General features: G+C 69.2%; 24 protein-coding genes. 20 read left to right on the forward strand and 4 right to left on the reverse strand.

From position 1 onward, the window contains the following. Positions 1–5: 5 nt before the first annotated feature. Genes ACTJKK_RS02480 through ACTJKK_RS02490 form a run of 3 tightly spaced genes read left to right on the forward strand, consistent with a single transcriptional unit; the run spans position 6 to position 2,627 of the window. On the forward strand, positions 6–779 hold the full coding sequence (locus tag ACTJKK_RS02480; protein WP_440746885.1) for a CoA transferase subunit A: 774 nt from the start codon (positions 6–8) through the stop codon (positions 777–779). A gap of 1 nt (position 780) precedes the next feature. Then, positions 781–1,437 (forward strand): 3-oxoacid CoA-transferase subunit B, encoded by a 657-nt coding sequence (locus tag ACTJKK_RS02485; protein WP_247622675.1) that lies wholly within the window; start codon positions 781–783, stop codon positions 1,435–1,437. A gap of 5 nt (positions 1,438–1,442) precedes the next feature. Beyond that, positions 1,443–2,627 carry an acetyl-CoA C-acetyltransferase gene (locus ACTJKK_RS02490; RefSeq protein ID WP_440746886.1) on the forward strand — a complete coding sequence of 395 codons (1,185 nt, stop codon included), beginning with the start codon at positions 1,443–1,445 and terminating at the stop codon, positions 2,625–2,627. A 9-nt stretch (positions 2,628–2,636) separates the two neighbouring features. Here ACTJKK_RS02490 and ACTJKK_RS02495 read toward each other — a convergent pair whose 3' ends face one another. Further along, a complete protein-coding gene (locus tag ACTJKK_RS02495) occupies positions 2,637–2,930 on the reverse strand; it encodes a hypothetical protein (RefSeq protein WP_247622673.1) in 294 nt (97 codons plus the stop codon). Between the two features lie 210 nt (positions 2,931–3,140). Here ACTJKK_RS02495 and ACTJKK_RS02500 point away from each other — a divergent pair, with 210 nt between their 5' ends. From ACTJKK_RS02500 to ilvC, 7 genes are all read left to right on the forward strand, one after another. Continuing rightward, positions 3,141–4,388: an MFS transporter gene (locus ACTJKK_RS02500; RefSeq protein ID WP_440746887.1), complete on the forward strand. Its 1,248-nt coding sequence runs from the start codon at positions 3,141–3,143 to the stop codon at positions 4,386–4,388. A 63-nt stretch (positions 4,389–4,451) separates the two neighbouring features. Beyond that, complete coding sequence (locus ACTJKK_RS02505; protein WP_440746888.1) at positions 4,452–5,858, forward strand: alpha,alpha-trehalose-phosphate synthase (UDP-forming); 1,407 nt, start codon at positions 4,452–4,454, stop codon at positions 5,856–5,858. 40 nt (positions 5,859–5,898) lie between these two features. Further along, positions 5,899–6,696: a trehalose-phosphatase gene (gene otsB, locus ACTJKK_RS02510; RefSeq protein WP_404596511.1), complete on the forward strand. Its 798-nt coding sequence runs from the start codon at positions 5,899–5,901 to the stop codon at positions 6,694–6,696. A gap of 9 nt (positions 6,697–6,705) precedes the next feature. After that, positions 6,706–8,421 (forward strand): dihydroxy-acid dehydratase, encoded by a 1,716-nt coding sequence (gene ilvD, locus ACTJKK_RS02515; RefSeq protein ID WP_247622669.1) that lies wholly within the window; start codon positions 6,706–6,708, stop codon positions 8,419–8,421. Positions 8,422–8,493: 72 nt separating this feature from the next. Beyond that, positions 8,494–10,296 carry an acetolactate synthase large subunit gene (locus tag ACTJKK_RS02520; RefSeq protein WP_247622668.1) on the forward strand — a complete coding sequence of 601 codons (1,803 nt, stop codon included), beginning with the start codon at positions 8,494–8,496 and terminating at the stop codon, positions 10,294–10,296. 2 nt (positions 10,297–10,298) lie between these two features. Continuing rightward, positions 10,299–10,808 carry an acetolactate synthase small subunit gene (gene ilvN, locus ACTJKK_RS02525; RefSeq protein ID WP_247622667.1) on the forward strand — a complete coding sequence of 170 codons (510 nt, stop codon included), beginning with the start codon at positions 10,299–10,301 and terminating at the stop codon, positions 10,806–10,808. An 80-nt stretch (positions 10,809–10,888) separates the two neighbouring features. Beyond that, positions 10,889–11,917, forward strand: a complete 1,029-nt coding sequence (ilvC, locus tag ACTJKK_RS02530; protein ID WP_247622666.1) for a ketol-acid reductoisomerase — start codon at positions 10,889–10,891, stop codon at positions 11,915–11,917. Between the two features lie 63 nt (positions 11,918–11,980). On the opposite strand, the gene ACTJKK_RS02535 is transcribed toward ilvC, so the two are convergent. After that, positions 11,981–14,815, reverse strand: coding sequence for an FAD-binding and (Fe-S)-binding domain-containing protein (locus ACTJKK_RS02535; RefSeq protein ID WP_440746889.1), 2,835 nt, complete (start codon positions 14,813–14,815; stop codon positions 11,981–11,983). Between the two features lie 74 nt (positions 14,816–14,889). Here ACTJKK_RS02535 and ACTJKK_RS02540 point away from each other — a divergent pair, with 74 nt between their 5' ends. Next, positions 14,890–15,552: a GntR family transcriptional regulator gene (locus ACTJKK_RS02540; RefSeq protein WP_440746890.1), complete on the forward strand. Its 663-nt coding sequence runs from the start codon at positions 14,890–14,892 to the stop codon at positions 15,550–15,552. A 15-nt stretch (positions 15,553–15,567) separates the two neighbouring features. On the opposite strand, the gene ACTJKK_RS02545 is transcribed toward ACTJKK_RS02540, so the two are convergent. Then, on the reverse strand, positions 15,568–16,482 hold the full coding sequence (locus tag ACTJKK_RS02545; protein WP_440746891.1) for a hypothetical protein: 915 nt from the start codon (positions 16,480–16,482) through the stop codon (positions 15,568–15,570). Positions 16,483–16,543: 61 nt separating this feature from the next. Between ACTJKK_RS02545 and ACTJKK_RS02550 the strand changes: the two genes are divergently transcribed. From ACTJKK_RS02550 to serA, 3 genes are all read left to right on the forward strand, one after another. Then, on the forward strand, positions 16,544–17,035 hold the full coding sequence (locus tag ACTJKK_RS02550) for a hypothetical protein (protein ID WP_440746892.1): 492 nt from the start codon (positions 16,544–16,546) through the stop codon (positions 17,033–17,035). Continuing rightward, complete coding sequence (locus ACTJKK_RS02555; RefSeq protein ID WP_440746893.1) at positions 17,032–17,364, forward strand: hypothetical protein; 333 nt, start codon at positions 17,032–17,034, stop codon at positions 17,362–17,364. The genes ACTJKK_RS02550 and ACTJKK_RS02555 overlap by 4 nt, the downstream gene beginning before the upstream one ends. A 111-nt stretch (positions 17,365–17,475) precedes the next feature. Beyond that, positions 17,476–19,080 (forward strand): phosphoglycerate dehydrogenase, encoded by a 1,605-nt coding sequence (gene serA / locus ACTJKK_RS02560; protein ID WP_440746894.1) that lies wholly within the window; start codon positions 17,476–17,478, stop codon positions 19,078–19,080. Positions 19,081–19,146: 66 nt separating this feature from the next. Here the strand turns inward: serA and ACTJKK_RS02565 are convergent, their stop codons facing one another. Next, on the reverse strand, positions 19,147–19,692 hold the full coding sequence (locus tag ACTJKK_RS02565; protein WP_440746895.1) for a TetR/AcrR family transcriptional regulator: 546 nt from the start codon (positions 19,690–19,692) through the stop codon (positions 19,147–19,149). 91 nt (positions 19,693–19,783) lie between these two features. Between ACTJKK_RS02565 and ACTJKK_RS02570 the strand changes: the two genes are divergently transcribed. The 6 genes from ACTJKK_RS02570 (at position 19,784) to ACTJKK_RS02595 (ending at position 26,485) form a co-directional block, all read left to right on the forward strand. Next, a complete protein-coding gene (locus ACTJKK_RS02570) occupies positions 19,784–21,319 on the forward strand; it encodes an MFS transporter (RefSeq protein WP_440746896.1) in 1,536 nt (511 codons plus the stop codon). A 67-nt stretch (positions 21,320–21,386) separates the two neighbouring features. After that, complete coding sequence (locus ACTJKK_RS02575) at positions 21,387–22,430, forward strand: 3-isopropylmalate dehydrogenase (protein ID WP_440746897.1); 1,044 nt, start codon at positions 21,387–21,389, stop codon at positions 22,428–22,430. Between the two features lie 61 nt (positions 22,431–22,491). Further along, positions 22,492–23,592, forward strand: a complete 1,101-nt coding sequence (locus ACTJKK_RS02580) for a branched-chain amino acid aminotransferase (protein WP_247622656.1) — start codon at positions 22,492–22,494, stop codon at positions 23,590–23,592. Between the two features lie 84 nt (positions 23,593–23,676). Continuing rightward, on the forward strand, positions 23,677–24,453 hold the full coding sequence (locus tag ACTJKK_RS02585) for a fumarylacetoacetate hydrolase family protein (RefSeq protein ID WP_440746898.1): 777 nt from the start codon (positions 23,677–23,679) through the stop codon (positions 24,451–24,453). Further along, positions 24,450–25,718 (forward strand): MFS transporter, encoded by a 1,269-nt coding sequence (locus ACTJKK_RS02590; protein ID WP_440746899.1) that lies wholly within the window; start codon positions 24,450–24,452, stop codon positions 25,716–25,718. Before ACTJKK_RS02585 ends, ACTJKK_RS02590 begins: the two co-directional genes overlap by 4 nt. Next, positions 25,715–26,485 (forward strand): class I SAM-dependent methyltransferase, encoded by a 771-nt coding sequence (locus tag ACTJKK_RS02595; protein WP_440746900.1) that lies wholly within the window; start codon positions 25,715–25,717, stop codon positions 26,483–26,485. The genes ACTJKK_RS02590 and ACTJKK_RS02595 overlap by 4 nt, the downstream gene beginning before the upstream one ends. Positions 26,486–26,489: the final 4 nt, after the last annotated feature.

Below are 26,489 nucleotides of genomic sequence, written 5' to 3' on the forward strand. Positions count from 1 at the left end.
TACGCGTGATCGACAAGCACTGGCCCTCTGCCGCGGAAGCGGTCGCCGACATCCCCGACGGAGCGTCCCTCGCCGTCGGCGGGTTCGGCCTCTCCGGGAACCCCATCGCCCTCATCGAAGCTCTGCTCGCCCAGGGGACGACGGACCTGAGCGTCGTCAGCAACAACTGCGGCGTGGACGACTGGGGTCTCGGCATCCTGCTCGGGGCGCACCGCATCCGCAAGATGACGTCGTCGTACGTGGGCGAGAACAAGGAGTTCGAGCGTCAGTTCCTCACTGGTGAACTCGAGCTCGAGCTCACCCCGCAGGGAACCCTCGCTGAGAAGCTGCGTGCCGGCGGGTCGGGGATCGCCGCCTTCTTCACGCAGACGGGCGTCGGCACGCAGGTGGCCGAAGGTGGTCTGCCGCGCAGATACGCTCCCGACGGCACGATCGCCGTCGCCTCGCCCGTCAAGGACGTGCGCACCTTCGGCGAGGGGGACGACGCCCGCGAGTACGTGCTGGAAGAGGCGATCACCACCGACTTCGCCCTCGTGCACGCTGCCGTCGGAGACCGCCACGGCAATCTCGTCTTCACTAAGGCCGCACGCAATTTCAATCCGCTCGCCGCGATGGCGGGCCGTATCTGCATCGCGCAGGTCGAGCGCCTCGTCGAACCGGGCGAGCTCGACCCGGACGGGGTGCACCTGCCCGGCGTGTACGTGCACCGCGTCGTCGAGGTCGGACCCGACATCCCCAAGCGCATCGAGCGACGCACCGTCGCCACGGAAGGAGCCTGACATGGCGCTCACTCGAGACCAGATGGCCGCCCGCGCCGCCGTCGAGCTCGAGGACGGCTCGTACGTGAACCTCGGCATCGGGCTTCCCACCCTCGTCCCGAACTTCGTACCGACGGGCGTCACCGTGGTGCTGCAGTCCGAGAACGGCATTCTCGGCGTCGGCCCGTACCCGACGGAGGATGCCGTCGACCCCGATCTCATCAATGCGGGTAAGGAGACGGTCACCGTGCTCGCGGGTTCGGCGTTCTTCGACTCGGCGACGAGTTTCGGCATGATCCGCGGAGGGAAGATCGACGCCGCTATCCTCGGTGCCATGCAGGTGTCGGCGACAGGAGACCTGGCGAACTGGATGATCCCCGGGAAGATGGTCAAGGGTCCTGGTGGGGCGATGGACCTCGTGCACGGCGCCGCGCGTGTCATCGTGCTCATGGAGCACGTCGCGAAGGACGGATCCGCCAAGATCGTCGATCGGTGCTCCCTGCCGCTCACCGGTCGGGGGGTGGTCGACCGCATCATCACCGACCTCGCCGTGATCGATGTGACCGAGGCCGGCCTCGTGCTCGTCGAGACGGCCCCCGGAGTCACCGCCGACGAGGTCATCGCCGCCACCGAGCCCCCGCTGACACTGTCGCCCGCGCTCGCCGGTCTGAGAGGCTGAAGGACATGCACGACACCGATATCGTCATCGTCTCCGCCGCCCGCACCCCGCAGGGTCGTCTCAAGGGGCAGCTCGCGGCCTTCACGGCCCCGCAGCTGGGCGCCTTCGCGATCCGCGGTGCGCTCGAGCAGGCATCCATCCCCCCGGAGGACATCGACGCCGTCATCGTCGGGCAGGTCCTCTCGGCGGGATCCGGGCAGAACGCCGCGCGTCAGGCGGCCATCGGGGCGGGCATCGGCTGGGACGTGCCCGCGCACACCGTCAACAAGGTGTGCCTCTCGGGCCTCACGGCGATCATCGACGCCGCTCGCATGATCCGCACGGGAGACGCCGAGGTGGTCGTCGCGGCCGGCATGGAGTCGATGACCCGCGCCCCGCACCTGCTCATGGGGTCACGCGACGGATGGGCCTACGGCAGTGTCGAGGTGCTCGATCACATGGCCTACGACGGGCTCACCGACGCCTATGACCGGGAGAGCATGGGAGCGTCCACCGAACGGCACAACGCCCGATACGAACTCACGCGCGAGGCTCAGGACACCGTCGCCGCGCTCTCGCATCAGCGTGCGGCGGCCGCTCAGGCTGCGGGAGTGTTCGACGACGAGATCGTCACGGTCTCGGTGCCTCAGCGCCGCGGGGAACCCCTGCTCGTCACGGCGGACGAGGGAATCCGCCGAGACACGACGGTGGAGTCGCTCGCAGGACTCCGTGCCGCCTTCGCGGAAGGGGGCACCATCACGGCGGGAAACTCCTCGCAGATCTCCGACGGAGCCTCCGCCGTCGTCGTCACGACGCGCGCGCTCGCCGCGGAGAAAGGATGGCCCGTCCTCGTGACGGTCGGCGCGAGCGGCCAGACCGCCGGGCCGGACAACTCCCTGCAGGCGCAGCCGGCGCGCGCGATCGAACGCGCGTGCGAGAAGCAGGGGATCTCGCCGTCCGATCTCGATCTGGTCGAGATCAACGAGGCGTTCGGCGCCGTGGTCGCGCGTTCGCAGGTCGAACTCGGCCTGGATCCCGCGCTCGTCAACATCCACGGGGGAGGGATCGCGATCGGGCATCCGATCGGCGCATCGGGTAATCGCCTCGTCGTGCACCTGGCGCACGAACTGGCGCGTCGCGGCTCCGGCACGGCGGCCGTCGGCCTCTGCGGCGGTGGCGGTCAGGGAGAGGCGCTGATCCTCACCCGGTGACGCGCGGACTCAGGAGGAGCGGCGGCGCGTGCGCTTCTGCGCCGCCGCCTTCTGCGCCTGCTTCTCGTCGCGGTTCGCGCGCTTCGCCTGTGCGGGGGCGAGGGGCGAATCCAGGGCGACCTCGAGACCGCGGTCGAAGCGGCGCGTGTCGCGCACGGCGCCGATCGCGAGGGCGAAGGTGATGGCCCAGCTGATCCAGGCGAGCGCAGCGCGCCAGGTGACGGGGGACTCGCGGGTGCCGCGGAGGAGCGAGACACCGGTGGTGATCGCTCCGAACAGGCCCGTGCTGAACAGATAGCGCATGCCCCTACGCTACCGCCCGACTCCCGGTCGGGGCGGGGGATTGACACGAACGCCGGATGCCGGGCATACAGCCCCTTCCGATCGGCACTCGCTATCATGGGTGTCAGTCGCGGCTCGTCCGCGACCGTAGAACCGTGTATCTACCGGCCGTCGGCACTCCGACGGACAGCGGCGGCACCCGACCACCGCGTCCGCGGGCGCGCGAGAGCCATGACCCAGACACACACCTCCACCGAGCCGAGCCTCTTCCGTCTCGCCGGCTTCCCCTACTTCCTCATCGCCTTCATCGCGAGACTGCCCTTCGCGATGATGGTCGTCGGCGTGCTGACCGTCGTCGTCTCGGCGCGCGGATCGCTGTCGCTCGGCGGGCTCACCTCCGCCGCGGTCGGCCTCGGCACCGCGTGCTTCGGCCCGCTCCTCGGTGCCGCCGCGGATCGCTACGGACAGCGGACCGTGCTGCTGATGCTCGCCATCGCGAACGGCACCATGATGGTCGTGTTCACCCTCGTCGTCTACGGCGACGCGATCGACGGCCTCGTTCTCCTGGCCGCAGCCGGCATCGGAGCGACGGCCCCGCAGGTCTCGCCGCTGTCGCGTGCGCGGCTGGTCACGATGATCAGCGAGCGGATGCCGGAGACCCGCCGGGCCCGCACGGTCTCGGGCACCATGGCCTACGAGTCCGCCGCCGACGAGACGGTGTTCGTCTTCGGACCGTTCATCGTCGGCATCCTCGCGTCGCTGATCGCGCCGTGGGCTCCTCTCGTGGGCGCGGCGGTCCTGACGATCGTCTTCGTCGGTGCGTTCGCCCTCCACCCGAGCGGTCGACACGTCGCCGCCGTGCGCGGGGCCGACGGGGCAGCGCCCTCGGCGGTGTCGGAACTCTTCCGCCCGCAGCTCGTCATCGTCGTGATCGGTATCCTCGGCGTCGGCATGTTCTTCGGCACCATGCTCACCTCGCTGACGTCGTTCATGGCGGACCGGGGCGCCTCCGAACAGGCGGGTCTGCTCTACGGTGTGATGGGCGTCGGCTCGGCCGTTCTGGCGCTCGGCGTCGCGTGGCTTCCGGTCCGCTTCTCGCTCCGCGCCCGGTGGCTGGTGTTCTCGGGCATCCTCTTCGCGGGCTCGCTCCTGCTGGGCGTCGTGGATTCTCCCGCGATGATGATGCTCGCTCTCGGCATCATGGGGGTCGGCATCGGCCCGACGCTCGTGACGCAGTACAGCTTCGGCGCCGCGCGCAGCCCGCTCGGACGCTCGGCGACGGTCATGACGATGCTCGGCTCGGGGATCGTCGTCGGCCAGTCGATCGGTGCGGCCGTCGCCGGTGAGCTCGCCGAGAACGTCGGCACCTCGGCGGCGCTCGTGCTGCCGATCGTCGCGGCCGGGGTTGCGTTCGCAGCGGGTCTCGTCAACTGGGTGCTCAGCCGCACGCATGCGCGGAACGTGGTCGTCGCGGCGTGACACGGTGAACCGGGGCCGCGAACCTCGATAGCCTGGGGGTACCCCCTGGTGTGAGGAGCCATCTTGGCAGCTGCAGAGTTCGTCGTCGTCGCCAACCGTCTTCCCGTCGATCGGGTCGAAGGCCCCGGCGGGGAGGAGACCTGGCGCACGTCGCCCGGCGGACTCGTCGCGGCTCTCGAGCCGATGATGCGCAGCACCCACGGCGCGTGGGTCGGCTGGGTCGGCCAGCCCGACGTCGAGCGCGACCCCTTCGAGGCCGACGGCATCCACCTCATCCCGGTGTCCTTGAGTGCGCAGGAGGTCGCGGAGTACTACGAGGGCTTCGCCAACGACACCATCTGGCCGCTGTACCACGACGTCATCGCGCCCCCGCAGTTCCACCGCGAGTGGTGGGACGCCTATGTCACCGTCAACCGGCGCTTCGCCGAGGCGGCGGCCGCCGCGGTCGCGGAAGACGGCACGGTGTGGGTGCACGACTACCAGCTACAGCTCGTTCCGCAGATGGTGCGTGAGCTCCGCCCGGACGTCACGATCGGGTACTTCCACCACATCCCCTTCCCCGCGCACGGCCTCTACGCGCAGCTGCCCTGGCGCGACCAGGTGCTGCAGGGCCTTCTCGGAGCCGACGTGATCGGGTTCCAGCGCGCGCAGGACGCCACCTACTTCCTCACCGCCGTGCGGCGCCGCCTGCGTTACGAGGTCAAGGGCGCGAACATCGCCGTCCCGCAGGACGACGGCTCGATCCGGACGGCCGTCGCCCGCGCCTTCCCGATCTCGATCGACACCGCTCCCTACCTGGATCTCGCTGCGAACCCCGCCGTCCAGGCCAGAGCCGCGGAGATCCGTGCGAGCCTCGGCAACCCGAAGCGCATCCTGCTGGGCGTCGATCGCCTCGACTACACCAAGGGCATCCGTCACCGGATCAAGGCCTACGGCGAGCTCCTCGCGGAGGGGCGTCTGAGCGTCGACGACGTGACGCTCGTGCAGGTCGCGAGCCCCAGCCGCGAGCGCGTCGACGCCTACGTGCATCTGCGCGACGAGATCGAGCTGGCCGTCGGGCGCATCAACGGCGACAACGACACGATGGGGCACACCGCGATCCGCTATCTGCACCAGGGGTATCCCCGCGAGGAGATGGTCGCCCTGTACCTCGCGGCCGATGTCATGCTCGTCACCGCTCTGCGCGACGGCATGAACCTGGTCGCGAAGGAGTACGTCGCCACGCGCGTCGACAACCGGGGAGTGCTCGTCCTCAGCGAGTTCACGGGCGCCGCCGACGAACTCCGCCAGGCGGTGCGCGTCAACCCGCACGACATCGAGGGCGTCAAGGCAGCGATCATGACCGCGGTCGAGATGACACCGGCCGAACAGGGCAAGCGCATGCGCTCGCTCCGCCGCCGTGTGCTCGAGAACGATGTGGACGCCTGGTCGTCGTCGTTCCTCTCCGCGCTCGACGACGCACGCCGTTGAGCCGCCCCGCATCTTCCCGCCCCCACGACTGGAGACACCTATGACCAGCCCCTGGATCCCCGGAACCCCCTCGCCCGAACTGAGCGCGCTCGCGCGTACCGAGCGTCTCGTCGTCGCTCTCGACTTCGACGGCGTCGCCTCGCCGCTCGTGCCCGATCCCATGGCGGCCCGCGCGCTGCCGGAGACCGTGGAACAGATCCGTCGTCTGACGGCCCTGCCCGACACGATCGTCTCGTTCGTCTCCGGGCGCAGCCTGCACGACCTCCGCATCATCACCGAGCACGAGGATGACTCGCCGGTCGCCCTCGCGGGATCGCACGGTGCGCAGTACTGGTTCCCCGGCGAGGGCGAGGCCGCACCGACCGGCGACGCCACCGAGGAGGGTGCCCGAGAGGAACTCTGGGCGGCCGCTCGTCCGATCATCGACCGCTACGAAGGCGCCGAGTTCGAGCCGAAGACCTTCGGCATGGGCGTGCACACGCGTCGGGCGGATCGGGAGACCGAGGAGAAGCTCTTCGCCGAGATCGACGCGCTCGCCGCCGAGCGGTTCCCGCACTGGCGCCGCCGCGCGGGCCATCGCGTGCTCGAGTTCTCGTCGCGGACGGAGGGCAAGGACGCCGCGATCGGAGTGCTCCGCGAGCGCTTCCACGCCACCGGCATCCTCTTCGCCGGCGACGACGTCACCGATGAAGACGCCATGCGCGTGCTGCAACCGGGCGATCTCGGCGTGCGCGTCGGCCCGGGGGAGAGCGCCGCGGCGCTGCGCGTCGACGGACCCGTCGATGTCGCACGCCTTCTCGGCGCGCTGGCGGACGAGCGGGCCGCCGGGCGGGAATAGACTGCCTGCATGTCTCCGCACGATCCTGCCAGCGCGTCCATCGACATCAAGCCCCGCAGTCGTGTCGTCACCGACGGCATCGAAGCCACGACCTCACGAGGCATGCTGCGTGCCGTCGGCATGGGCGACGAGGACTGGGAGAAGCCCCAGATCGGCATCGCCTCGAGCTGGAACGAGATCACGCCCTGCAACCTGAGTCTCGACCGGCTCGCGCAGGGTGCGAAGGAGGGCGTGCACTCGGGCGGCGGCTACCCGCTGCAGTTCGGCACGATCTCCGTCTCCGACGGCATCTCGATGGGCCACGAGGGCATGCACTTCTCGCTCGTCTCGCGCGAGGTCATCGCCGACTCGGTCGAGACGGTCATCATGGCCGAGCGCCTCGACGGAACCGTGCTGCTCGCGGGCTGCGACAAGTCCATCCCCGGCATGCTCATGGCGAGTGCGCGCCTGGGGCTGTCGAGCGTGTTCCTCTACGCCGGCTCCATCGCGCCGGGATGGGTGAAGCTCTCCGATGGCACCGAGAAGGACATCACGATCATCGACTCCTTCGAGGGCGTCGGCGCCTGTCGCGCGGGTCGCATGACGGAGGAGGACCTGAAGCGCATCGAGTGCGCCTTCGCTCCCGGAGAGGGTGCCTGCGGCGGCATGTACACCGCCAACACGATGGCCTCGGTGGCCGAGGCCCTGGGGCTCAGCCTTCCCGGCTCCGCGGCGCCGCCCTCGGCCGACCGTCGCCGTGACTACTTCGCCCACCGCTCCGGCGAGGCCGTCGTCAACCTGCTGCGCCAGGGGATCACCACGAAGGACATCCTGACGAAGGAGTCGTTCGAGAACGCGATCGCCCTCGCGATGGCGCTCGGCGGTTCGACCAACGTCGTGCTGCACCTGCTGGCGATCGCTCGCGAGGCCGAGATCGACCTGAGCCTGCACGACTTCAACCGCATCGGCAGCAAGACGCCGCACGTCGCCGACATGAAGCCCTTCGGCAAGTACGTGATGAACGACGTCGACCGCCACGGCGGCATCCCCGTGATCATGAAGGCGATGCTCGACGAGGGCCTGATCCACGGCGACGCGCTCACGGTCACCGGCAAGACGGTCGCCGAGAACCTGCGCGACCTCAATCCCGATCCCGTCGACGGCGACGTCATCCACACGTTCGACAACCCCATCCACGCGTCCGGCGGCATCACGATCCTGCACGGCTCGTTCGCCCCGGAGGGAGCGGTCGTGAAGTCCGCAGGCTTCGACGCCGACGTGTTCGAGGGCCCGGCGCGCGTGTTCGAGCGCGAGCGCGGAGCGATGGATGCTCTGGCGAACGGCGAGATCAACGCCGGCGACGTCGTGGTGATCCGCTACGAGGGCCCGAAGGGCGGGCCAGGCATGCGCGAGATGCTCGCGATCACCGCGGCCATCAAGGGCGCGGGACTCGGAAAAGATGTACTACTCTTGACGGACGGACGATTCTCAGGCGGCACAACCGGCCTGTGCATCGGCCACATAGCACCCGAAGCGGTGGACGCAGGTCCTATCGCCTTCGTGCGCGATGGTGATCTGATACGGGTCGATATCGCAGCTCGCTCTCTCGACCTACTCGTCGACGAGGCGGAGCTCGCCTCCCGCCGCTCTGGCTGGGAGCCGCTTCCCCCGCGCTATACCCGTGGCGTTCTTGCCAAGTACTCACGCCTCGTGCGGTCCGCCGCCGAAGGCGCGACGACGGGCTGATCCCGACTCGTTCGGCACGCAGCATCGTCGTCTCCGGCATCCGATGCCCTACAGAACACCAGAAGGAAAGTCATGACTGCTGACTCCGTCTCGGCTGTGCCGAGGCCGCCCGCCCGTCAATCCAACGCCCCCGAGATCACCGGCGCCGAGGCCGTCGTCCGTTCGCTCGAGCTGCTCGGGATCACCGACGTCTTCGGACTTCCCGGCGGCGCGATCCTGCCCGTGTACGACCCGCTCATGGACGCGTCCGACCTGCGTCACATCCTCGTGCGCCACGAGCAGGGTGCCGGCCACGCGGCCGAGGGCTATGCATCCGCCTCCGGCAAGGTGGGCGTCTGCATCGCGACGTCCGGACCCGGAGCCACGAACCTCGTCACCGCGATCGCCGACGCCTACATGGACTCGGTTCCCCTGCTCGCCATCACCGGACAGGTGTTCTCGACGCTGATGGGAACGGATGCCTTCCAGGAGGCCGACATCGTGGGAATCACGATGCCGATCACGAAGCACTCCTTCCTGGTGAAGGACGCCGCCGACATCCCCGGCGCGATCGCCGCCGCATACGAGGTCGCGTCGACCGGCCGTCCCGGTCCCGTGCTGGTGGACATCACGAAGGACGCGCAGCAGGCGATCGCACCGTTCGTCTGGCCGCCCAAGGTCGATCTGCCCGGGTACCGCCCCGTCACCAAGGCGCACGGCAAGCAGATCCAGGCCGCAGCCGCCCTGCTCGCCGAGGCCAAGAAGCCCGTGCTCTACGTCGGCGGCGGCGTGATCCGCGGACGCGCGTCCGCCGAACTGCTCGAACTCGCCGAGTCGACCGGTGCACCCGTCGTGACCACGCTCATGGCCCGCGGTGCATTCCCCGACTCACACCCGCAGCACCTGGGCATGCCGGGCATGCACGGCACGGTCCCGGCCGTGCTCGCGCTGCAGGAGGCCGATCTGCTGATCTCGCTCGGCGCCCGCTTCGACGACCGTGTGACCGGTAAGGCTGCGCTCTTCGCGCCGAACGCGAAAGTCGTGCACGTCGACATCGATCCCGCCGAGATCTCGAAGATCCGCATCGCGGATGTGCCGATCGTCGGCGACGTGCGCGACGTGCTCGTCGACCTCGAGGCCGCCTACCGCGGCGCGATCGGCAGCGCGAAGCCCGACACCGAGGAGTGGTGGTCGTACCTCGACGGACTCCGCAACGAGTTCCCGCTCGGCTACACGCCTCCGACCGACGGCCTGCTCGCGCCTCAGCACGTGATCCAGCGCATCGGCGAGCTGACGGGCCCCGAGGGCATCTACGCGGCAGGCGTCGGACAGCACCAGATGTGGGCGGCGCAGTTCATCAAGTACGAGCGCCCCAACGCCTGGCTCAACTCCGGCGGCGCCGGGACCATGGGGTACTCCGTGCCCGCGGCCATGGGTGCCAAGGTCGCCGAACCCGACCGCGTGGTGTGGGCGATCGACGGCGACGGATGCTTCCAGATGACCAATCAGGAGCTCGCGACCTGCGCGATCAACAACATCCCGATCAAGGTCGCGATCATCAACAACTCCTCGCTGGGCATGGTGCGCCAGTGGCAGACCCTCTTCTACGACGGGCGCCACTCCAACACCGACCTGAACACCGGGCACGGCACGGTCCGCATCCCCGACTTCGTGAAGCTCGCCGAGGCCTACGGATGCCTCGCGATCCGCGTCGAGAAGGAGGACGAGGTCGATGCGGCGATCCAGCTCGCCCTCGAGACGAACGATCGCCCCGTCGTGATCGACTTCGTCGTCAGCGCCGATTCCATGGTGTGGCCGATGGTGCCCCAGGGCGTCAGCAACAGCTACGTCCAGTACGCCCGCGAGCACGCGCCCGCATTCGACGAGGAGGACTGACCATGTCGACCCACGTGCTGAGCCTCCTGGTCGAGGACACCCCCGGCCTCCTCACCCGCGTCGCAGGGCTCTTCGCCCGGCGCGGATTCAACATCCACTCGCTCGCCGTCGGCGTGACCGAGGTGCCCGGCATCTCGCGCATCACCGTCGTCGTCGATGTCGACGAGCTGCCCCTCGAGCAGGTCACCAAGCAGCTCAACAAGCTGATCAACGTGATCAAGATCGTCGAGCTCGACTTCGCCACCTCGGTGCAGCGCGAGCACATGCTCGTGAAGGTGCGCACCGACAACGCCACCCGCTCGAACGTGATCGAGGTCGTGAACCTCTTCCGCGCCTCGGTGGTCGACTACGCCGCCGACGCGCTCGTGATCGAGGTCACGGGCGACAAGGGCAAGGTCGACGCGATGCTCCGCGCGCTCGAGCCCTTCGGCATCAAGGAGATCGCGCAGTCGGGCCTCCTCGCCATCGGCCGCGGCGGCAAGAGCATCACCGAACGCGTCCTGCGCGGCTGACCCAGACCACCCCATCCATCCGCTCCACCGCCGTCCGGCACGGAGCGAGAAGAACCGCCACGAACAAGGAGAAACACACAGTGAGCACCGAGATCTTCTACGACGCCGACGCCGACCTGTCCCTGATCCAGGGCAAGAAGGTCGCCATCGTCGGTTACGGCTCGCAGGGCCACGCCCACGCGCAGAACCTGCGCGACTCGGGTGTCGAGGTCGCGATCGCCCTCAAGGAGGGCTCCAAGTCGGCTCCGAAGGCCGAAGAGGCCGGCTTCGCGGTCAAGACCGTCGCCGACGCCACCGCCTGGGCCGACGTCATCATGATCCTCGCGCCGGACCAGCACCAGCGCACGATCTACAGCGAGTCGATCGCCCCCAACCTGACCGCGGGCAAGACCCTCGCCTTCGCGCACGGCTTCAACATCCGCTTCGGCTACATCGATGCTCCCGAGGGCGTCGACGTGATCCTCGTCGCTCCGAAGGCGCCGGGCCACACCGTCCGTCGCGAGTTCGTCGCCGGTCGCGGCATCCCCGACATCATCGCCGTCGAGCGCGACGCCTCGGGCAAGGCCTGGGACCTCGCACTCTCCTACGCGAAGGCGATCGGCGGTACCCGCGCCGGCGTCATCAAGACGACCTTCACCGAGGAGACCGAGACCGACCTGTTCGGCGAGCAGGCCGTGCTCTGCGGTGGCGTCAGCCACCTCGTGCAGGCCGGTTTCGAGACGCTGACCGAGGCGGGTTACCAGCCGCAGATCGCGTACTTCGAGGTGCTCCACGAGCTCAAGCTCATCGTCGACCTCATGTGGGAGGGCGGCATCGCCAAGCAGCGCTGGTCGATCTCCGACACCGCCGAGTTCGGCGACTACGTCTCGGGCCCGCGCGTCATCGACGAGCGCGTCAAGGAGAGCATGAAGGGCGTGCTCGCCGACATCCAGTCGGGTGCGTTCGCGAAGCGCTTCATCGACGACCAGGACAACGGAGCCGAGGAGTTCCTGGCGCTGCGCGCCAAGGAGGAGCAGCACCCGATCGAGGTCACCGGTAAGGAGCTGCGTTCGCTCTTCGCATGGAAGCAGCAGGACGAGGACTACATCGACGGCAGCGCTGCGCGCTGATCGACCGATAGACGAGAGCGGGCGTCCCGGAAGGGGCGCCCGCTCTTTCGCGTCCGGTGGTGGTCAGGGGCGGGTGAGCTCCTCGAGCACCTCGACGACGTGGCGGTACGGCTGTCCCGTGGCGCGGGTCATCCCGATCTCGCACGTGCGGTTCGCGGAGACGAAGGCGTCGAAGCCGCCCCGATCGGCATCGGCCGCGCGTACCTCCTCCGATTCGACCGCGGTCGCGCTGGCTGTGAGCTCGGGGTGCAGCATGCCTCGATCTCCGGCGAAGGCGCAGCATCCCCAGCCCTCGGGAACGAACACGTCCGTGGCGACGGCCGCGGCGATCTCGGTCAGCGCGCCGGTCGCTCCGAGCGCGGTCGTCGAGCAGGTCGGATGCACCGCCACGCTGTCGAGCTTCGCCTGCACGGTGACGCGGGGGAGCACCTCCCGAGCGATGTAGGTCGTCGCGTCCTCGATGACGAGGCCGGCGTACTCCGGATACTCGGAGACGGACTTCGCGAGCATCGTGTGGAGCCCCTCGGTGCAGGAGGCGGCATCGCACACGACCGGGAGCTCGCCGAATCGGCTCGCCTCCCAGAGGCTCGACAGCACGCGCTTCGTCATGCGGTCGTAGCCGGCGAGGTGCCCCTTCGATTTCCAGGGCGTGCCGCAGCACATTCCGCCGGCATCCTCCGGGATCACCACGGCGATCCCGGCCCGATCGAGAAGCGCGCGGACGGCGTCCCTCGACCCCTCTCCGTGCCCCTCCGCGCCGAACATCGTGCCGATGCACGCCCCGAAGAACACGGCACGGGCGTCGGACGGATTCTGGGCGGACGGGGCCTTCGTACCGCCGCGCGGGAGTCCGCCGTCGTAGAGAGGGACGGTATCGGATCCCAGGATCGCTCGTCCGACCCGGGTCGCGCCGGTCACGATCGGGGCGGGCAGGGCGGCGGCGAAGGTCAGCGCCGTACCGCCGACGCGCGTCACGGCGCCCCAGCCCTTCGCCGCGGCATCCCAGAGGCCGTCCTCGATCTTCGACGCTTCCTCGGCGCGCAGGCGACGGACGAGATCGCCGGTGTTGATGTCGACGGGGCAGGCGACTGCGCACATGCCGTCGACCGCACAGGTTTGCACTCCGTCGTAGTCGTAGTCGGCGCGCAGGTCCTCGAGAAGCGCGGTGTCTCCCTGCTCCTCGGCCCAGGCCATGTCGCGCCGCAGTACGATGCGCTGGCGCGGGGTGAGGGTGATGCTCTTGCTCGGGCACGTCGGCTCGCAGTAGCCGCATTCGACGCACCGGTCGACCTCCTTCTCGACCGTCGGCACGCGCTTGAGGTCGCGGAGGTAGGAGTCCGCGTCGTCGGAGAGCACGACGCCCGGATTGAGGATGCCGGCGGGATCGAAGAGACGCTTGATCGACCACATCATGTCGGTCAGCTCATCGCCGTACTGACGGCGGACGAACGGCGCCATGATGCGCCCCGTCCCGTGCTCCGCCTTCAGCGAGCCGCCCTGGCCGAGCACGAGCTCGACGAGGTCGTCGGTGAAGCGCCGGTAGCGCGCGACGCTGTCGGGATCGTCGAAGCGTTCGTTGAGCAGGAAGTGCACGTTGCCGTCCTTGGCGTGACCGAAGATCACCGAGCCCTCGTAGTCGTGCGCGGCGAACAGCTCGATCAGGCGCTCGCAGGTCACCAGCAGACGGTCGACCGGCACGACGATGTCCTCGAGCAGTGCGGTGGTGCCGGACGGACGTGCTCCGGCGACAGCGGTGTAGAGGCCCTTGCGCACGTGCCACAGCGCCGCGCGCTCCGAGGCGTCGGTGGTCAGCGCCGCCTCGATCGCGAGGGGGAGGTCGGCGAAGTGTGCGAGCGCGGTCGCACTGTCGATCGCCAACTCCTCGGTGCTGCCGGCATGGACCTCGACGAGGAGTGCCGCGTGCTGATCGACATCGATGTCGGCGATCGCGGCGGGCACGTCGCCGAGCCCCTGCGCGACGCGGAGTGAGGCGGCATCGAGGAGCTCGATCGTGGCGAGCCCGAGGTCGCCGAGCCCGGGGAGGGCGGCCATCGCATCGGAGAGCGTGGTGAACACGAGCAGGCCGGTGGCTATCGCGGGACGGATCGGGATGGTGCGGAAGCGCGCCTCGGCGACGAAGGCGAGCGTGCCCTCCGAGCCGATCACGAGGTGCTCGAGGATGCGCACCGGGGTGTCGAAGTCGAGGAGGGCGTTGATGCCGTAGCCCATCGTGTTCTTCATCGAGAACTGGCGGCGCACGAAGGCGACGTTCTCGGGGGAGGAGAGCAACTGTGCGCGGAGGGCGAGGAGCCCCGCGGCGAGGTCGGGATCAGAGGCGCGCAGGCGCTCATCGGCGTCGGGAAGTGCGGTGTCGAGGACGGTGCCGCTCGGCAGGACGAGGAGGAGAGACTCCACCGTCCGGTAGGAGTTCTCGACGATGCCGCAGGCCATGCCGCTGGAGTTGTTGGCGACGACACCTCCGATCGTGCAGGCGATCTCGCTGGCGGGGTCGGGGCCGAGCTTGCGACCGTGGCGCACCAGACGCGTGTTCACCTGGCGCACGGTGGCGCCGGGGCCGACCCGCACCGAGGCGCCGTCGTCCTCGACGCGGATGTCGCGGAATCCGCTGCGCGTGTCGACGAGGATGTCGCCGCTGACGCCCTGTCCCGAGAGGCTCGTGCCCCCGGAACGGAACGTGAGCGTGCGCCCCGCTGCGCGCACGGCCTCGAACACCCGGGCGACTCCCGCGGCGTCGGTGGGGGAGAGAACGGCATCCGGCACGAGCAGGTAATGGGAGGCGTCGTGCGCCCGGGCGAATCGGTCGATCGAGCGGGCGTGCACCTCGGTCGACGGTCCGAGGATCGTCGGATCGAGTGGTTCGGCGAGAGTGATCGACACGGGAGGCTCCTCGGCGCTGATGGAAGATTGTCAGACAAGTGTACCGATGACCACGATCTCGCTAATCTGAGTGGGTGAACAGTCCCACGGATGCCCCGCTCGCGGTCGTCGGCGTCGTCGACGCTGTCACGTCACGGTTGCGGGATCGCATCCTGAGCGGGGATCTCCGCTCAGGCTCGGCGCTCACCGAAGCGTTCGTGTCGGAGGAGTACGCGGTCGCTCGGCCGAGCGCCAAGGCCGCGATCGAACAGCTCGTCGGCGCGGGCCTCCTCGAGCGCACCGCCCACCGCAGTGCCCGTGTCGTGGCGATCGACCCGGAGACCGTGCGCGATGTCTATCGCACCCGGGCGCGACTGGAGAGCGCGGCGTTGCGAGAGCTGGCCGGCACGCGCACGGTACCGGCTGCGGCGATCGCGGCGAACGCCGAGATCCAGGCGATGCCCGCGGGGCCCGATCCGGCCACCGTCGATCCCGATCTGCGCTTCCACACGGCGCTGATCGATGCGCTCGGCAGCGCTCGAACGGGCCGGATGTATCGCAGTGTGCTCGACGAGGCGCGGATGTGCATGGCGCAGGTGCAGGGTCGTCGTCTGCTCGATGCCGGCGTCATCGCCGCCCAGCATGCCGAGATCCTCGACGCCCTGGCCGCCGGCGAAGCCGAGCGGGCCATCGCCGTTCTCGGCATCCACCTCTCGTCGGCGCAGGAGCGTCTCGTCGACGCTCTCGGCGCGGACTGAGTGACGAGCCGGCGATCAGCTCGCCGGGGCCTCTTCGACGACGAGCGGCGGCTCAACGGATTCCGCCCACACCGGTGCGGGCAGCACGGTGTCGACCTGCCCGGCCTGGATCGCGCGGAGAGCCTCGGTGATCTCGTCATCGTTCTCGGGGACCGGGAGACCGCAGGCGCGCAGCTCGGAGCCGAACTGGAGGGTCAGACGGATCTTGCCGGCCTCGACCGCTTCGGCGGTGGTGCCGGTGCGGATCTCACTGCCGGTCTGGATCGCCGACACCTCGTCGCACACGTGATAAACGGCGCCGCCGTCGACCCACACGACCTCGTCCTTGCCCAGCAGCTGGATCACCGCGGACTGATCGGCGGTGTACTGCTCGACGGAGGGCGGGTCGAAGTCGATGCCGATGAACACCGCGATCGCCGCGAGCACGATGCCGACGATGCCCGCCGTCGTCTTCTGGCCCTTGTCCATGTCCTTGTTGAGAAAGACCAGGATGATCAGGGGGAGGAACGCCACGATGGCGATGATCGCGCCGAGCTGATTCTGCACGAAGAAGCGCGCGGTGTCGGATCTCCGCGCGGGATCCAGGCGATTGGCCTTCTTCCAGAGCACCGACCCGGTGATCGAGAGCGCGGCGATGACGACGAGCAGCACGAGCAGCGCGATGAACGCCCACTGCGGGAACTGCGCCGTGACGCCCTGCTCCTCGAGCAGACCGGTGTCGGGGTCGCGGACGAACGTGCCGTCCTCGCCGACGAACACGCGCTGACGGAGCAACCAGAAGATGCCGACGGCCTCACCGACGATCGCGAGGAGCCACAGCGCTCCGGCGATCCAGCGGAAGCGGGTGGCCTTCGCCTTCGCTTCGGGGGTCGGCTTCCAGTTCGCGGGCGGTTCGACACCCTCTGCATTCGTTGTGCGCTGCTCAGCCACGATGGCCCCCTCCTCGGTCGTGACGCCGAGCCTAGTGGACGAGGTGTCCTACGCTGGAGACATGACCTCCGATTCCGATGACGCCCTGAACTGGGACGGAGATGACGACGCGTCGCTCGCGCGTTCGGCTCCGGTGAAGCGCGAGAAGATCGCCGCCGAATCGCCTGCCCCCGTCGTCGCCGATCGCGCGCCCGTTCCGGTGGAGGATGCCGTCTCGACGGTGGATGACGGACCGGAAGAGGAGGACGAGCGTGCACCGCTGAGCACGGCGATGCTGCTCATCACGGGGGTCGTCGGTGGCGTGTACCTCCTGTACTCGATCGGCTGGGTGGTCGGTGGTCTGCGGCTCAAGCCGCTCGCCAACTTCTTCGTCGCCGACGAGATGTTCGTCCCGTGGTTCGTGCTGGCGGTCGCCGCACCCGCGCTGTGGTTCCTGGCCACGTGGGTGCTCACCCGCGGGCGGGCGTCGTGGGTGCGGGCATCCCTTCTCCTGCTCGGTATCGTGCTCCTCGTGCCGTGGCCGTTCGTGACCGTGGGGGTGATCGGAGCATGAGCGCCGAGCAGAGCATCGACAGCGTGCGCACCTCGCCGCGCTGGATCACCGGCTTCGTCCTGGGGCTGGCCGGGCTGTTCTACGCCTACGCGGTGTGGAACGCCGTCGCCCATCTGATCCGGATGGCGCAGGGTGGGCTGACCTCTGGGGGGTGGATCACGCTGTTGTTCGGCGTCGTGTTCCCCGCGATCGTCTTCGTGTTCGCCTCCGCGATCGGACGTCGGCGCAGCGCGGGCGAACTCGCGCTGGCGCTGCTCGCCGGCCTCGGGATCGTGGCGGTGTTCTGGCTCTGCGTGCTGTCGCTGAGCCTCGGACTCATCGCCGCCTGACGGGCGTCACACGGTAAAGCCGAGCGATCCCCTCGGGTACAGTGGAGGAGATCGCGCCCCCGAAGGCGTGCGGCGCATCGGCCCCTATTGTGTTGCCCCGAAGGATCCACTGTGCCGAAGCCCGTAGTGCTCATCGCCGAAGTTCTCTCTCCTGCCACGATCGAGGCCCTGGGCCCGGACTTCGATGTCCGCAATGTCGACGGCACCGATCGCGAGGCGCTGTTCTCGGCGCTGTCGGAGGCGGATGCCGTGCTCGTGCGCTCGGCGACGCAGATCGATGAAGAGGCGCTGACGCACGCGCCGAAGCTGAAGGTCGTCGCTCGTGCCGGCGTCGGACTCGACAACGTCGACATCAAGGCGGCCACCGCGGCCGGCGTCATGGTCGTCAACGCGCCGACCTCCAACATCGTCTCGGCCGCCGAACTCACCGTCGGTCACATCCTCAGCCTCGCGCGCCGCATCCCCGCCGCGCACGCCTCGCTGTCGGGCGGGGCCTGGAAGCGCAGCTCCTTCACCGGAGCGGAGCTCTTCGAGAAGACCGTCGGCATCGTCGGCCTCGGACGCATCGGCGCGCTGGTCGCCGCGCGTCTGGCCGCGTTCGACATGCGCGTCGTCGCCTACGACCCCTACGTCACCTCGGCGCGTGCGCAGCAGCTCGGTGTGCAGCTCCTCTCGCTCGACGAGCTCGTCGCCGAGTCGGACTTCCTCACGATCCACATGCCGAAGACGCCCGAGACCACGGGGATGATCGGCGCGGAGCAGTTCAAGGCCATGAAGCCGACCGCCTTCGTCGTGAACGTCGCGCGTGGGGGACTCATCGACGAGGAGGCTCTGCGCGAGGCGCTCGTCGCGGGCGAGATCGCCGGCGCCGGCCTCGATGTCTTCACGTCCGAGCCTCCGGTCGAGGGCGGGAGCGCCCACGCGCTGCTCGACCTCCCGAACGTCGTCGTCACCCCGCACCTCGGTGCCAGCACCGAGGAGGCGCAGGAGAAGGCCGGTGTCTCGGTCGCCCGCTCGGTGCGCCTCGCCCTCGGTGGCGACCTGGTGCCCGACGCGGTGAACGTCGCCGGTGGTGTCATCGATCCGTACGTGCGCCCCGGCATCTCGCTCGTCGAGAAGCTCGGCCAGATCTTCGCCGCTCTCGCGACGTCGCCGCTCACGAGCCTCGACGTCGAGGTGCACGGCGAGCTGAACGACTACGACGTGAGCGTCCTCAAGCTCGCGGCTCTCAAGGGCGTCTTCACGAACATCGTGAGCGAGACGGTGTCGTACGTCAACGCTCCGCTGCTCGCCGAGCAGCGCGGCATCGCGGTGCGTCTGCTGAAGGACGACGTCAGCGCCGAGTACCGCAACGTCATCACGCTCACCGGTGCCCTCTCCGATGGTTCGCAGCTCTCGGTGTCCGGCACGCTCACCGGCCCGAAGCAGGCCGAGAAGCTGGTCGGCATCAACGACCACGCGCTCGAGCTCCCGATCGAGAAGCACCACGTCGTCATGCTCTACACCGACCGTCCCGGAATCGTCGCGGTCTACGGGCAGAAGTTCGGCGAGGCCGGCATCAACATCGCCGGCATGCAGATCGCCCGCGAGGCCGCCGGTGCCCAGGCGCTCAGCGTTCTCACGCTGGACTCGCCGGTCTCCGACGAACTCCTCGACGACGTGCGCGATGCGATCGACGCCGACCTGTTCCGTCAGATCGAGATCACCGACATCTGATCACGGCGGGGTGTTCGAGGGCGGGGCGCGCGAGCGCCTCGCCCTTCGTCGTCGACGGGACGCCGATCACGGGGCCGTCGTGCGGAGGACGAGCGCGATCAATGCCGAGAGTTCGTCCGGCAGGGGGACGAGATGCTCGGAGCCGTTCACGTCGAGGGAGTTGTTGAAGTAGAGGCCGTCGCTGAGCAGCATGACGAGATCGAGTCCCGCCTGGTCGCGCACGTGCGGACGGATGGTGTCCTCCCAGCGCCTGCGCGAGTCCCGAAGGGCGTCCGCAGCGGCGACCGAGCCGCCCTGGGCGAGCCGTGAAGCGGTGACCAGCGCACGGTCGAGCGCGTCGTCCTCCATAACGGAGGTGCGGATGTAGTACGACACGGGGCCTTCGTCGGCGGCGTTCATGCGTGCGAGGTCGGCGGTCGTCAACTCCTCCAGGCGTTGCAGGAGCCCGGCGACGAGCTCGTCTTTTGATCCGAAATGGTAGAGCAGACCGCCCTTCGAGACGCCGGCGGCCTTGGCTGTCGCCTCGATGGTGGCGGCCCGCTCGCCCTCGGTGAGGACGAGCTCTTCGAAGGCGTCGAGCACACGCTCGCGGGCGAGGGGTGGTCGGGGCATCGGGTCCTCTGCTCAGTCGATCAGGGCGGGTTCTGTTACTATACCAGCCGGACGGTTTAGTAATGCCGCCGCAGAAAGTGAGAGGTGTGACATGACCCGGACCGCGTCGATCCCGACGGCAGGAACGGATGCCCCCCGCGTTGGAGCCCGCGGATGGGCCGCGCTCATCGTGCTGATGCTGCCCGTGCTGCTGGTTTCGGTCGACAATACGGTGCTCAGCTTCGCGCTGCCCGAGATCTCCATCGCGCTCGCGCCCTCCGGTGCCGAGCAGTTGTGGATCATCGACGTCTACCCGCTCGTGCTCGCGGGACTCCTCGTGACGATGGGAACGCTGGGCGACCGGTTCGGCCGCCGCAGGATGCTGTTGATCGGCGCGAGCGGATTCGCCGCGGTGTCGGTGCTCGCCGCCTTCGCCCCGACCGCCGGCCTGCTCATCGCCGCCCGCGCGCTGCTGGGATTCTTCGGCGCGATGCTGATGCCCTCGACCCTCTCCCTGCTGCGGTCGATCTTCGTGAACCGCGATCAGCGTCGGCTCGCGATCGCCGTGTGGGCCTCCGCGTTCTCCGCGGGATCCGCGCTCGGACCGATCGTCGGCGGGTTCCTGCTCGAGCACTTCAGCTGGGGTTCGGTGTTCCTCATCGCCGTCCCGGTGCTCATCCCGCTCCTCATCGCTGCGCCGCTGCTCGTTCCCGAGAGCCGCGACCCGAACCCCGGGCGCATTGATCTGCTCAGCATCGCTCTGTCGATGGCCGCGATGATCCCGGTCGTCTACGCGATCAAGTCGCTCGCGGTCGACGGACCCTCGGTCGTCGCCGGTGCATGGGCGTTGCTCGGGGTCGTGATGGGCGTGCTGTTCGTGCGCCGCCAGCTCCGCGCGGAGATCCCGATGCTCGACATGGCGCTCTTCCGGCGCGGCACGTTCTCGGGCGCGATCCTGGTGAACCTCCTCAGCGTCGTCGCGCTCGTCGGATTCCTGTACTTCGTGTCGCAGCATCTGCAGCTCGTGCTCGGCCTGTCGCCGATGATGGCCGGTCTGGCCCTCGTGCCCGGCATGGCCGTGATGATCGTCGCGGGGCTCGGCGTCGTACCGATCTCGCGACGCGTGGCGCCGCACCTCGTGGTGCCGATGGGTCTCGCGTTCTCGGTGGCGGGGTACCTGATCGTGGCGTTCACCACCCACGAGCACGGAGTCGCTCCGCTCATCATCGCCTTCGTGGTGCTCGGCATCGGCATCGGCGCCGCCGAGACGATTTCCAACGAGCTGATCCTCTCCAGCGCGCCGGCCGAGAAGGCGGGCGCGGCCAGCGCGGTCTCGGAGACCGCGTACGAACTCGGTGCGGTGCTCGGCACCGCGGTGCTGGGCGGCATCATCACCGCGTTCTACCGCGCTGCGATCGTGCTTCCGGCGGGGCTGCCCACCGAGACGGCGGATGCCGCGCGCGAGACGCTCGCCGGTGCCTACACCGCCTCGAACGAGCTCTCGGGCGCGCTGGGCGACGAGCTGTGGCAAGCGGCCGCTGACGCCTTCGGCTCGGGTGTCTTCATCACCTCGCTCATCGGTGCGGGACTCGTCGTGGTCGCGGGCGTCATCGCCGCCGTCACACTGCGCACGCGCACCCCGCGCTGACCAGTACGCTGGGGGAACCGAGCCGTCGACACCGACTCGCGGCTCGGTTCCCGAAGCAAGGAGTGTCATGTCGCGTGTCGTGAAGCTGGCCGTCATCCCGGGTGACGGCATCGGTCCCGAGGTCATCGCCGAAGCCGAGAAGGTGCTCGACGCGGTCACCGCCGAGACGGACGTGACGTTCGACAAGACCCGCTTCTCGCTCGGAGCTGCACGGTTCCTCGAGACCGGAGACACGCTCACCGACGACGACCTCGCCGCGATCTCCGCGCACGACGCGATCCTGCTCGGCGCGGTCGGCGGAACGCCGGGCGACCCGCGGCTCAAGGACGCGAACATCGAGCGAGGCCTCCTGCTCAAGCTCCGCTTCACGCTCGACCACTACGTGAACCTGCGCCCCTCCAAGCTCTTCACGGGCGCCGCGGGACCGCTCGCGAACCCCGGTGACATCGACTTCGTCGTCGTGCGCGAGGGCACCGAAGGTCCCTACGTCGGCAACGGGGGAGCGATCCGTCAGGGCACCCCGCACGAGATCGCCAACGAGACCTCGGTGAACACGGCGTTCGGCGTCGAGCGCGTGGTCCGCTACGCGTTCGAGCTCGCGGAGCGTCGTCGCAAGAAGCTCACGCTCGTGCACAAGACGAACGTGCTCGTGCACGCCGGTGCCATCTGGCAGCGGATCGTGAACGAGGTCGCGGCCGAGCATCCCGATGTCGCGGTCGACTACCTTCACGTCGATGCCGCCACGATCTTTCTCGTGACGGATCCCGCGCGTTTCGACGTCATCGTCACCGACAACCTCTTCGGTGACATCCTCACCGATCTCGCCGGTGCCGTCACCGGCGGAATCGGACTCGCCGCCTCGGGGAACATCAATCCCTCGGGCGCCTTCCCGTCGATGTTCGAGCCGGTGCACGGTTCGGCGCCCGACATCGCGGGGCAGCAGAAGGCCGATCCGACCGCTGCGATCCTCTCGATCGCGCTGCTGCTCGACCACCTCGGCCTCACGGCCGAATCCGCACGCGTCAGCGCGGCGGTCGAGGCGGACATCGCGAGCCGTGACGGCGCGCGCACCACCGCCGAGATCGGCTCCGCGATCGCCGCACGCCTCTGATCCGCAGGCGTAGGCTGGAACCGCGCGAGGACGCGTACACCCCTCAGAACGGAACATCACCATGACGACCATCGACGCACAGGCAGCAGTGGCTCCGCTCGATTTCGCTGTGACCAAGAACCTCGCCGCGGCATCGCCCGCACGGGTCGCCGAAGTGCTGGAGAACCCCGGCTTCGGCGTCGTCTTCACCGACCACATGGTCGACATCTGCTGGTCGCTTAAGGGCGGCTGGCACCGACCGCGGGTGCAGCCCTACGGCCCGATCCCGCTCGACCCCGCGGCATCCGTGCTGCACTACGGTCAGGAGATCTTCGAGGGCATCAAGGCCTATCGCCACGCCGACGGGTCGATCCACACCTTCCGTCCCGACCGCAACGCCGCTCGCCTGCAGGCGAGCGCGCGTCGCCTCGCGCTCCCGGAACTCCCGACCGAGTACTTCATCGAGTCGCTGCGTCAGCTCATCGCCGTCGACGGACGCTGGGTGCCGTCCGGTGCCGATCAGAGCCTCTACCTCCGGCCGTTCATGTTCGCCAAGGAGGCGTTCCTCGGCGTCCGTGCCGCGCAGAAGGTGGCCTACTACGTCATCGCGAGTCCCGCGGGCGCGTACTTCACCGGAGGCGTGAAGCCCGTGCGCATCTGGCTCTCCGAGGAGCACTCCCGCGCGGGTCGCGGTGGTACGGGCAAGGCGAAGACCGGTGGGAACTACGCGTCGAGCCTCCTGCCGCAGGCGCTGGCGAGCTCGAAGGGCTGCGACCAGGTCGTCTTCCTCAACGAGAAGAACGACGTCGAGGAGCTCGGCGGCATGAACGTGGTGTTCGTGTTCAAGGACGGCCGCATCGTCACTCCCGAGTCCGACAGCATCCTCGACGGCATCACGCGCGACTCGCTGCTGCAGCTCGCCGAGGACCGTGGGTACACGGTCGAGCGCCGGGCGATCTCGATCGACGAGTGGCGCGAAGGCGTCGCCTCGGGCGACATCACCGAGGTGTTCGCGTGCGGTACGGCCGCCGTCGTCACCCCGATCGGTGCGCTCGTGGGCGAGGGCTTCGACGAGCCCCAGCCGATCGGCGAGCTCGCTCTGTCGCTGCGCGAAGAGCTCACCGACATCCAGTACGGGCGCCGTGACGACCGCCACGGCTGGCTGCTGCGCCTCGACGCCTGACCGCTCGCCAACCACCCGAGACCCCGTTTTGCCGAACCGGCAAAGCGGGGTCTCGTCGTCCGGGCCGCTGGATAGGCTGGAGTCATGAAGATCGCCCGATTCAGCCATGACGACGCCATCCTCTTCGGGATCGTCGACGAGAAAGACCTCGTCGTCCTCTCGGGCGACCCTCTCTTCGCAGGCTACGAGCCGACCGGTGACCGTGTGCCGATCGCCGACGCCGTCATCCTCGCCCCGGTGATCCCGCGATCGAAGATCGTCTGCGTCGGCAAGAACTACCACGACCACGCCGCCGAGATGGGCGGAGAGGCCCCCGAGGAGCCGCTGCTCTTCCTCAAGCCGAACACCGCCGTGATCGGCCCAGGCGACACGATCGTGCGCCCGGCGATCTCGGAGCAGACCGAGTACGAGGGCGAACTCGCCGTCGTGATCGGCAAGGTTGCGAAGAACGTCTCGGCGCCGGATGCCCTCGACTACGTGCTCGGATACACGATCGGCAACGACGTGACCGCCCGCGACCTGCAGCGCAAGGACGGCCAGTGGGCGCGAGCGAAGGGCTTCGACACCTTCTGCCCGCTCGGCCCGACGATCAACACCGACTTCGACCCGTCCGAGGCGACGATCGAGACGCGCGTCAACGGTGAGGTCCGCCAGAAGGCGCCGCTGACCGACATGATCCATTCGGTCGAGGAGATCATCGCTTACGCGTCGGCCGTCTTCACACTGCTCCCGGGTGATGTCATCCTCACCGGAACGCCCGCGGGCGTGGGCACCTTCGCGGCCGGCGACACGGTCGAGGTCGAGATCACGGGTCTCGGCATCCTGCGCAGCGCCGTGCGCGACGCCGTTCCCGCGGCATGAACGCGCCGGCCCTCACCGCCGCGCAGCAGTCGGCGGTGCAGCGCCGCACGGTTCTCGTCCTCTCCCTCGGGCAGGTTCTCGGAGGGATCGCCTTCGGCGCGACGGTGTCGCTCGGCGCGCTCCTGGCCGCCGACATCTCGGGAGACGACGCACTGTCAGGACTCGCGACGGCGTCGGTCACGCTCGGCGCGGCGCTCTGCGCGATCCCGCTGGCGCGTCTCGCTGCGCGGGTGGGCCGTCGAAGGGCACTGACCCTCGGCAACCTCTTCGCGCTCGTCGGCATCGCGGTCGTCATCCTCGCTGCGTCGCTGCGCGTCTTCCCGCTGCTGCTGGCGGGCATCCTCATGATCGGCGCGGGCAACGCGGGCAACCTGCAGTCGCGCTTCGCCGCGACCGATCTCGCTGTTCCCGCCCATCGAGGCCGCGACCTGTCGATCGTCGTCTGGGCGACGACGATCGGTGGCGTCGCCGGCCCGCTGCTGCTCGGGCCGGGGGAGATCGTCGGCGCCGCGATCGGGATGCCACCGCAGACCGGGTCGTACGTCTTCTCGTTCGTCGCGCAGTCGGCGGCCCTCGTGCTCTACCTCGTCGCGTTGCGCCCGGATCCGCTGCTGGCCGCGCAGCGCATCGCGACCGTCGCGGCGGCGGCCTCGAGCGTCCAGGCCGTCGACCGCCCCGTCGTCGCACGCTACGCGATGTTCGCGATCGCGGGTTCCCACGTCGTGATGGCCTCCGTGATGGCGATGACCCCGATCCATCTCTCTCACATGGCGCACGGCATGCATACGGGGCACGATACGGCGGCTGCCGCGGCCGACGTCTCCCAGCTCGTCGGGATCACGATCGCGCTCCACGTCGCCGGCATGTACGCCCTCTCCCCGGTCTTCGGCATCCTTTCCGACCGCTGGGGGCGGCTGCAGGTCGTGCTGTTCGGGCAGGTGCTGCTCGGCGGGTCGTTGATCTTCGCGATCTTCGCCAACGACCGGGCCTGGGGCGTCATGATCGCCCTCATCCTCCTCGGTCTCGGCTGGAGCGCCGCGACCGTCGCCGGTGCCGCGCTGCTGACCGAGTCGAGTGCACCCGAGCTGCGCACGCGCCGGCAGGGGCGCAGCGACTCGCTGATGAGCCTGTCGGCGGCCGCCGGCGCGGTGCTGGCCGGGGTCATCCTGTCGAACTTCCAGTACGCGGGACTCGGGATCGCGGCGTCCGTCCTGGTGCTGATCATCGTCGCGCTGTCACCTCTCGGCCGCCGCGCACGCTCGTGAAGTCCTGGGCGGGAGTGGGGGAGGCGTACGCGACCTCGTACGCATCGCTCTGCGCGGGCATGGTCGGCACCCTGCTCGACGCCCTCGGGCCGGCTCGGGGACGCTCGCTGCTCGACGTGGGCGCGGGAACCGGAGAGCTGGTCGCCCGCGCGACAGGAGCCGGGTGGACGGCGACCGGTTGCGAGCCCGAGCCGACGATGCGGGAGGTCGCCGGGCGTGCGCATCCCGGACTGGAGTTCGTCGCCGCGGCGCTCCCCGGACTCCCGTTCGCATCAGCGTCGTTCGATGCGGTGACGGCGAACTTCGTGCTCAACCATGTCGTCGATCCGCGAGCATCGGCCCGGGAGATGACCCGGGTGGCGTCGCACGGTGGTCTGCTCGCCGGCACGATCTGGACATCGTCTCCGTCGTGGTTCTGGCTCGAGGTGTGCGAGCGGGCAGGCGTGATGCCTGCCGCTGGCGAGCGGCTTCCGGCGCATAAGGACTTCGAGCGCACCGTCGGCGGCTTCTCCGCGATGCTGACGGATGCCGGTTGGCGGGACACCTCGACGATCGAACAGACATGGACGTGGGAGGCTGCGCCGGAGACCCTGTGGAGCTCGGCGGAGGGCGGCGTCGCCTCGGCGGGCCAGTTCTACCGCAGCCTCGATCGTGAAGAGCGTGCACGCTTCCGATCCGGTTTCGATGAGGCGTGTGCCGTCCACGCGCGCGGCGGGATGGTTCCCCTGCGTCATTCGGCGGCGGTGGCGGTGGGGCGCGCGCTCTAGAATC

This window comes from Microbacterium sp. 22179 (assembly GCF_052045715.1).
Classification (GTDB): Bacteria; Actinomycetota; Actinomycetes; order Actinomycetales; family Microbacteriaceae; genus Microbacterium; species Microbacterium galbinum.

Excerpts from the sequence above, each read along its gene's own strand:
- ACTJKK_RS02485 (WP_247622675.1), top strand. The coding sequence starts at position 781 with ATGGCGCTCACTCGAGACCAGATGGCCGCCCGCGCCGCCGTCGAGCTC.
- ACTJKK_RS02490 (WP_440746886.1), top strand. The coding sequence starts at position 1,443 with ATGCACGACACCGATATCGTCATCGTCTCCGCCGCCCGCACCCCGCAG.
- ACTJKK_RS02495 (WP_247622673.1), bottom strand. The coding sequence starts at position 2,930 with ATGCGCTATCTGTTCAGCACGGGCCTGTTCGGAGCGATCACCACCGGT.
- ACTJKK_RS02500 (WP_440746887.1), top strand. The coding sequence starts at position 3,141 with ATGACCCAGACACACACCTCCACCGAGCCGAGCCTCTTCCGTCTCGCC.
- otsB (WP_404596511.1), top strand. The coding sequence starts at position 5,899 with ATGACCAGCCCCTGGATCCCCGGAACCCCCTCGCCCGAACTGAGCGCG.
- ilvD (WP_247622669.1), top strand. The coding sequence starts at position 6,706 with ATGTCTCCGCACGATCCTGCCAGCGCGTCCATCGACATCAAGCCCCGC.
- ACTJKK_RS02520 (WP_247622668.1), top strand. The coding sequence starts at position 8,494 with ATGACTGCTGACTCCGTCTCGGCTGTGCCGAGGCCGCCCGCCCGTCAA.
- ilvN (WP_247622667.1), top strand. The coding sequence starts at position 10,299 with ATGTCGACCCACGTGCTGAGCCTCCTGGTCGAGGACACCCCCGGCCTC.
- ACTJKK_RS02550 (WP_440746892.1), top strand. The coding sequence starts at position 16,544 with ATGACCTCCGATTCCGATGACGCCCTGAACTGGGACGGAGATGACGAC.
- ACTJKK_RS02555 (WP_440746893.1), top strand. The coding sequence starts at position 17,032 with ATGAGCGCCGAGCAGAGCATCGACAGCGTGCGCACCTCGCCGCGCTGG.
- ACTJKK_RS02565 (WP_440746895.1), bottom strand. The coding sequence starts at position 19,692 with ATGCCCCGACCACCCCTCGCCCGCGAGCGTGTGCTCGACGCCTTCGAA.
- ACTJKK_RS02570 (WP_440746896.1), top strand. The coding sequence starts at position 19,784 with ATGACCCGGACCGCGTCGATCCCGACGGCAGGAACGGATGCCCCCCGC.
- ACTJKK_RS02575 (WP_440746897.1), top strand. The coding sequence starts at position 21,387 with ATGTCGCGTGTCGTGAAGCTGGCCGTCATCCCGGGTGACGGCATCGGT.
- ACTJKK_RS02580 (WP_247622656.1), top strand. The coding sequence starts at position 22,492 with ATGACGACCATCGACGCACAGGCAGCAGTGGCTCCGCTCGATTTCGCT.
- ACTJKK_RS02585 (WP_440746898.1), top strand. The coding sequence starts at position 23,677 with ATGAAGATCGCCCGATTCAGCCATGACGACGCCATCCTCTTCGGGATC.
- ACTJKK_RS02590 (WP_440746899.1), top strand. The coding sequence starts at position 24,450 with ATGAACGCGCCGGCCCTCACCGCCGCGCAGCAGTCGGCGGTGCAGCGC.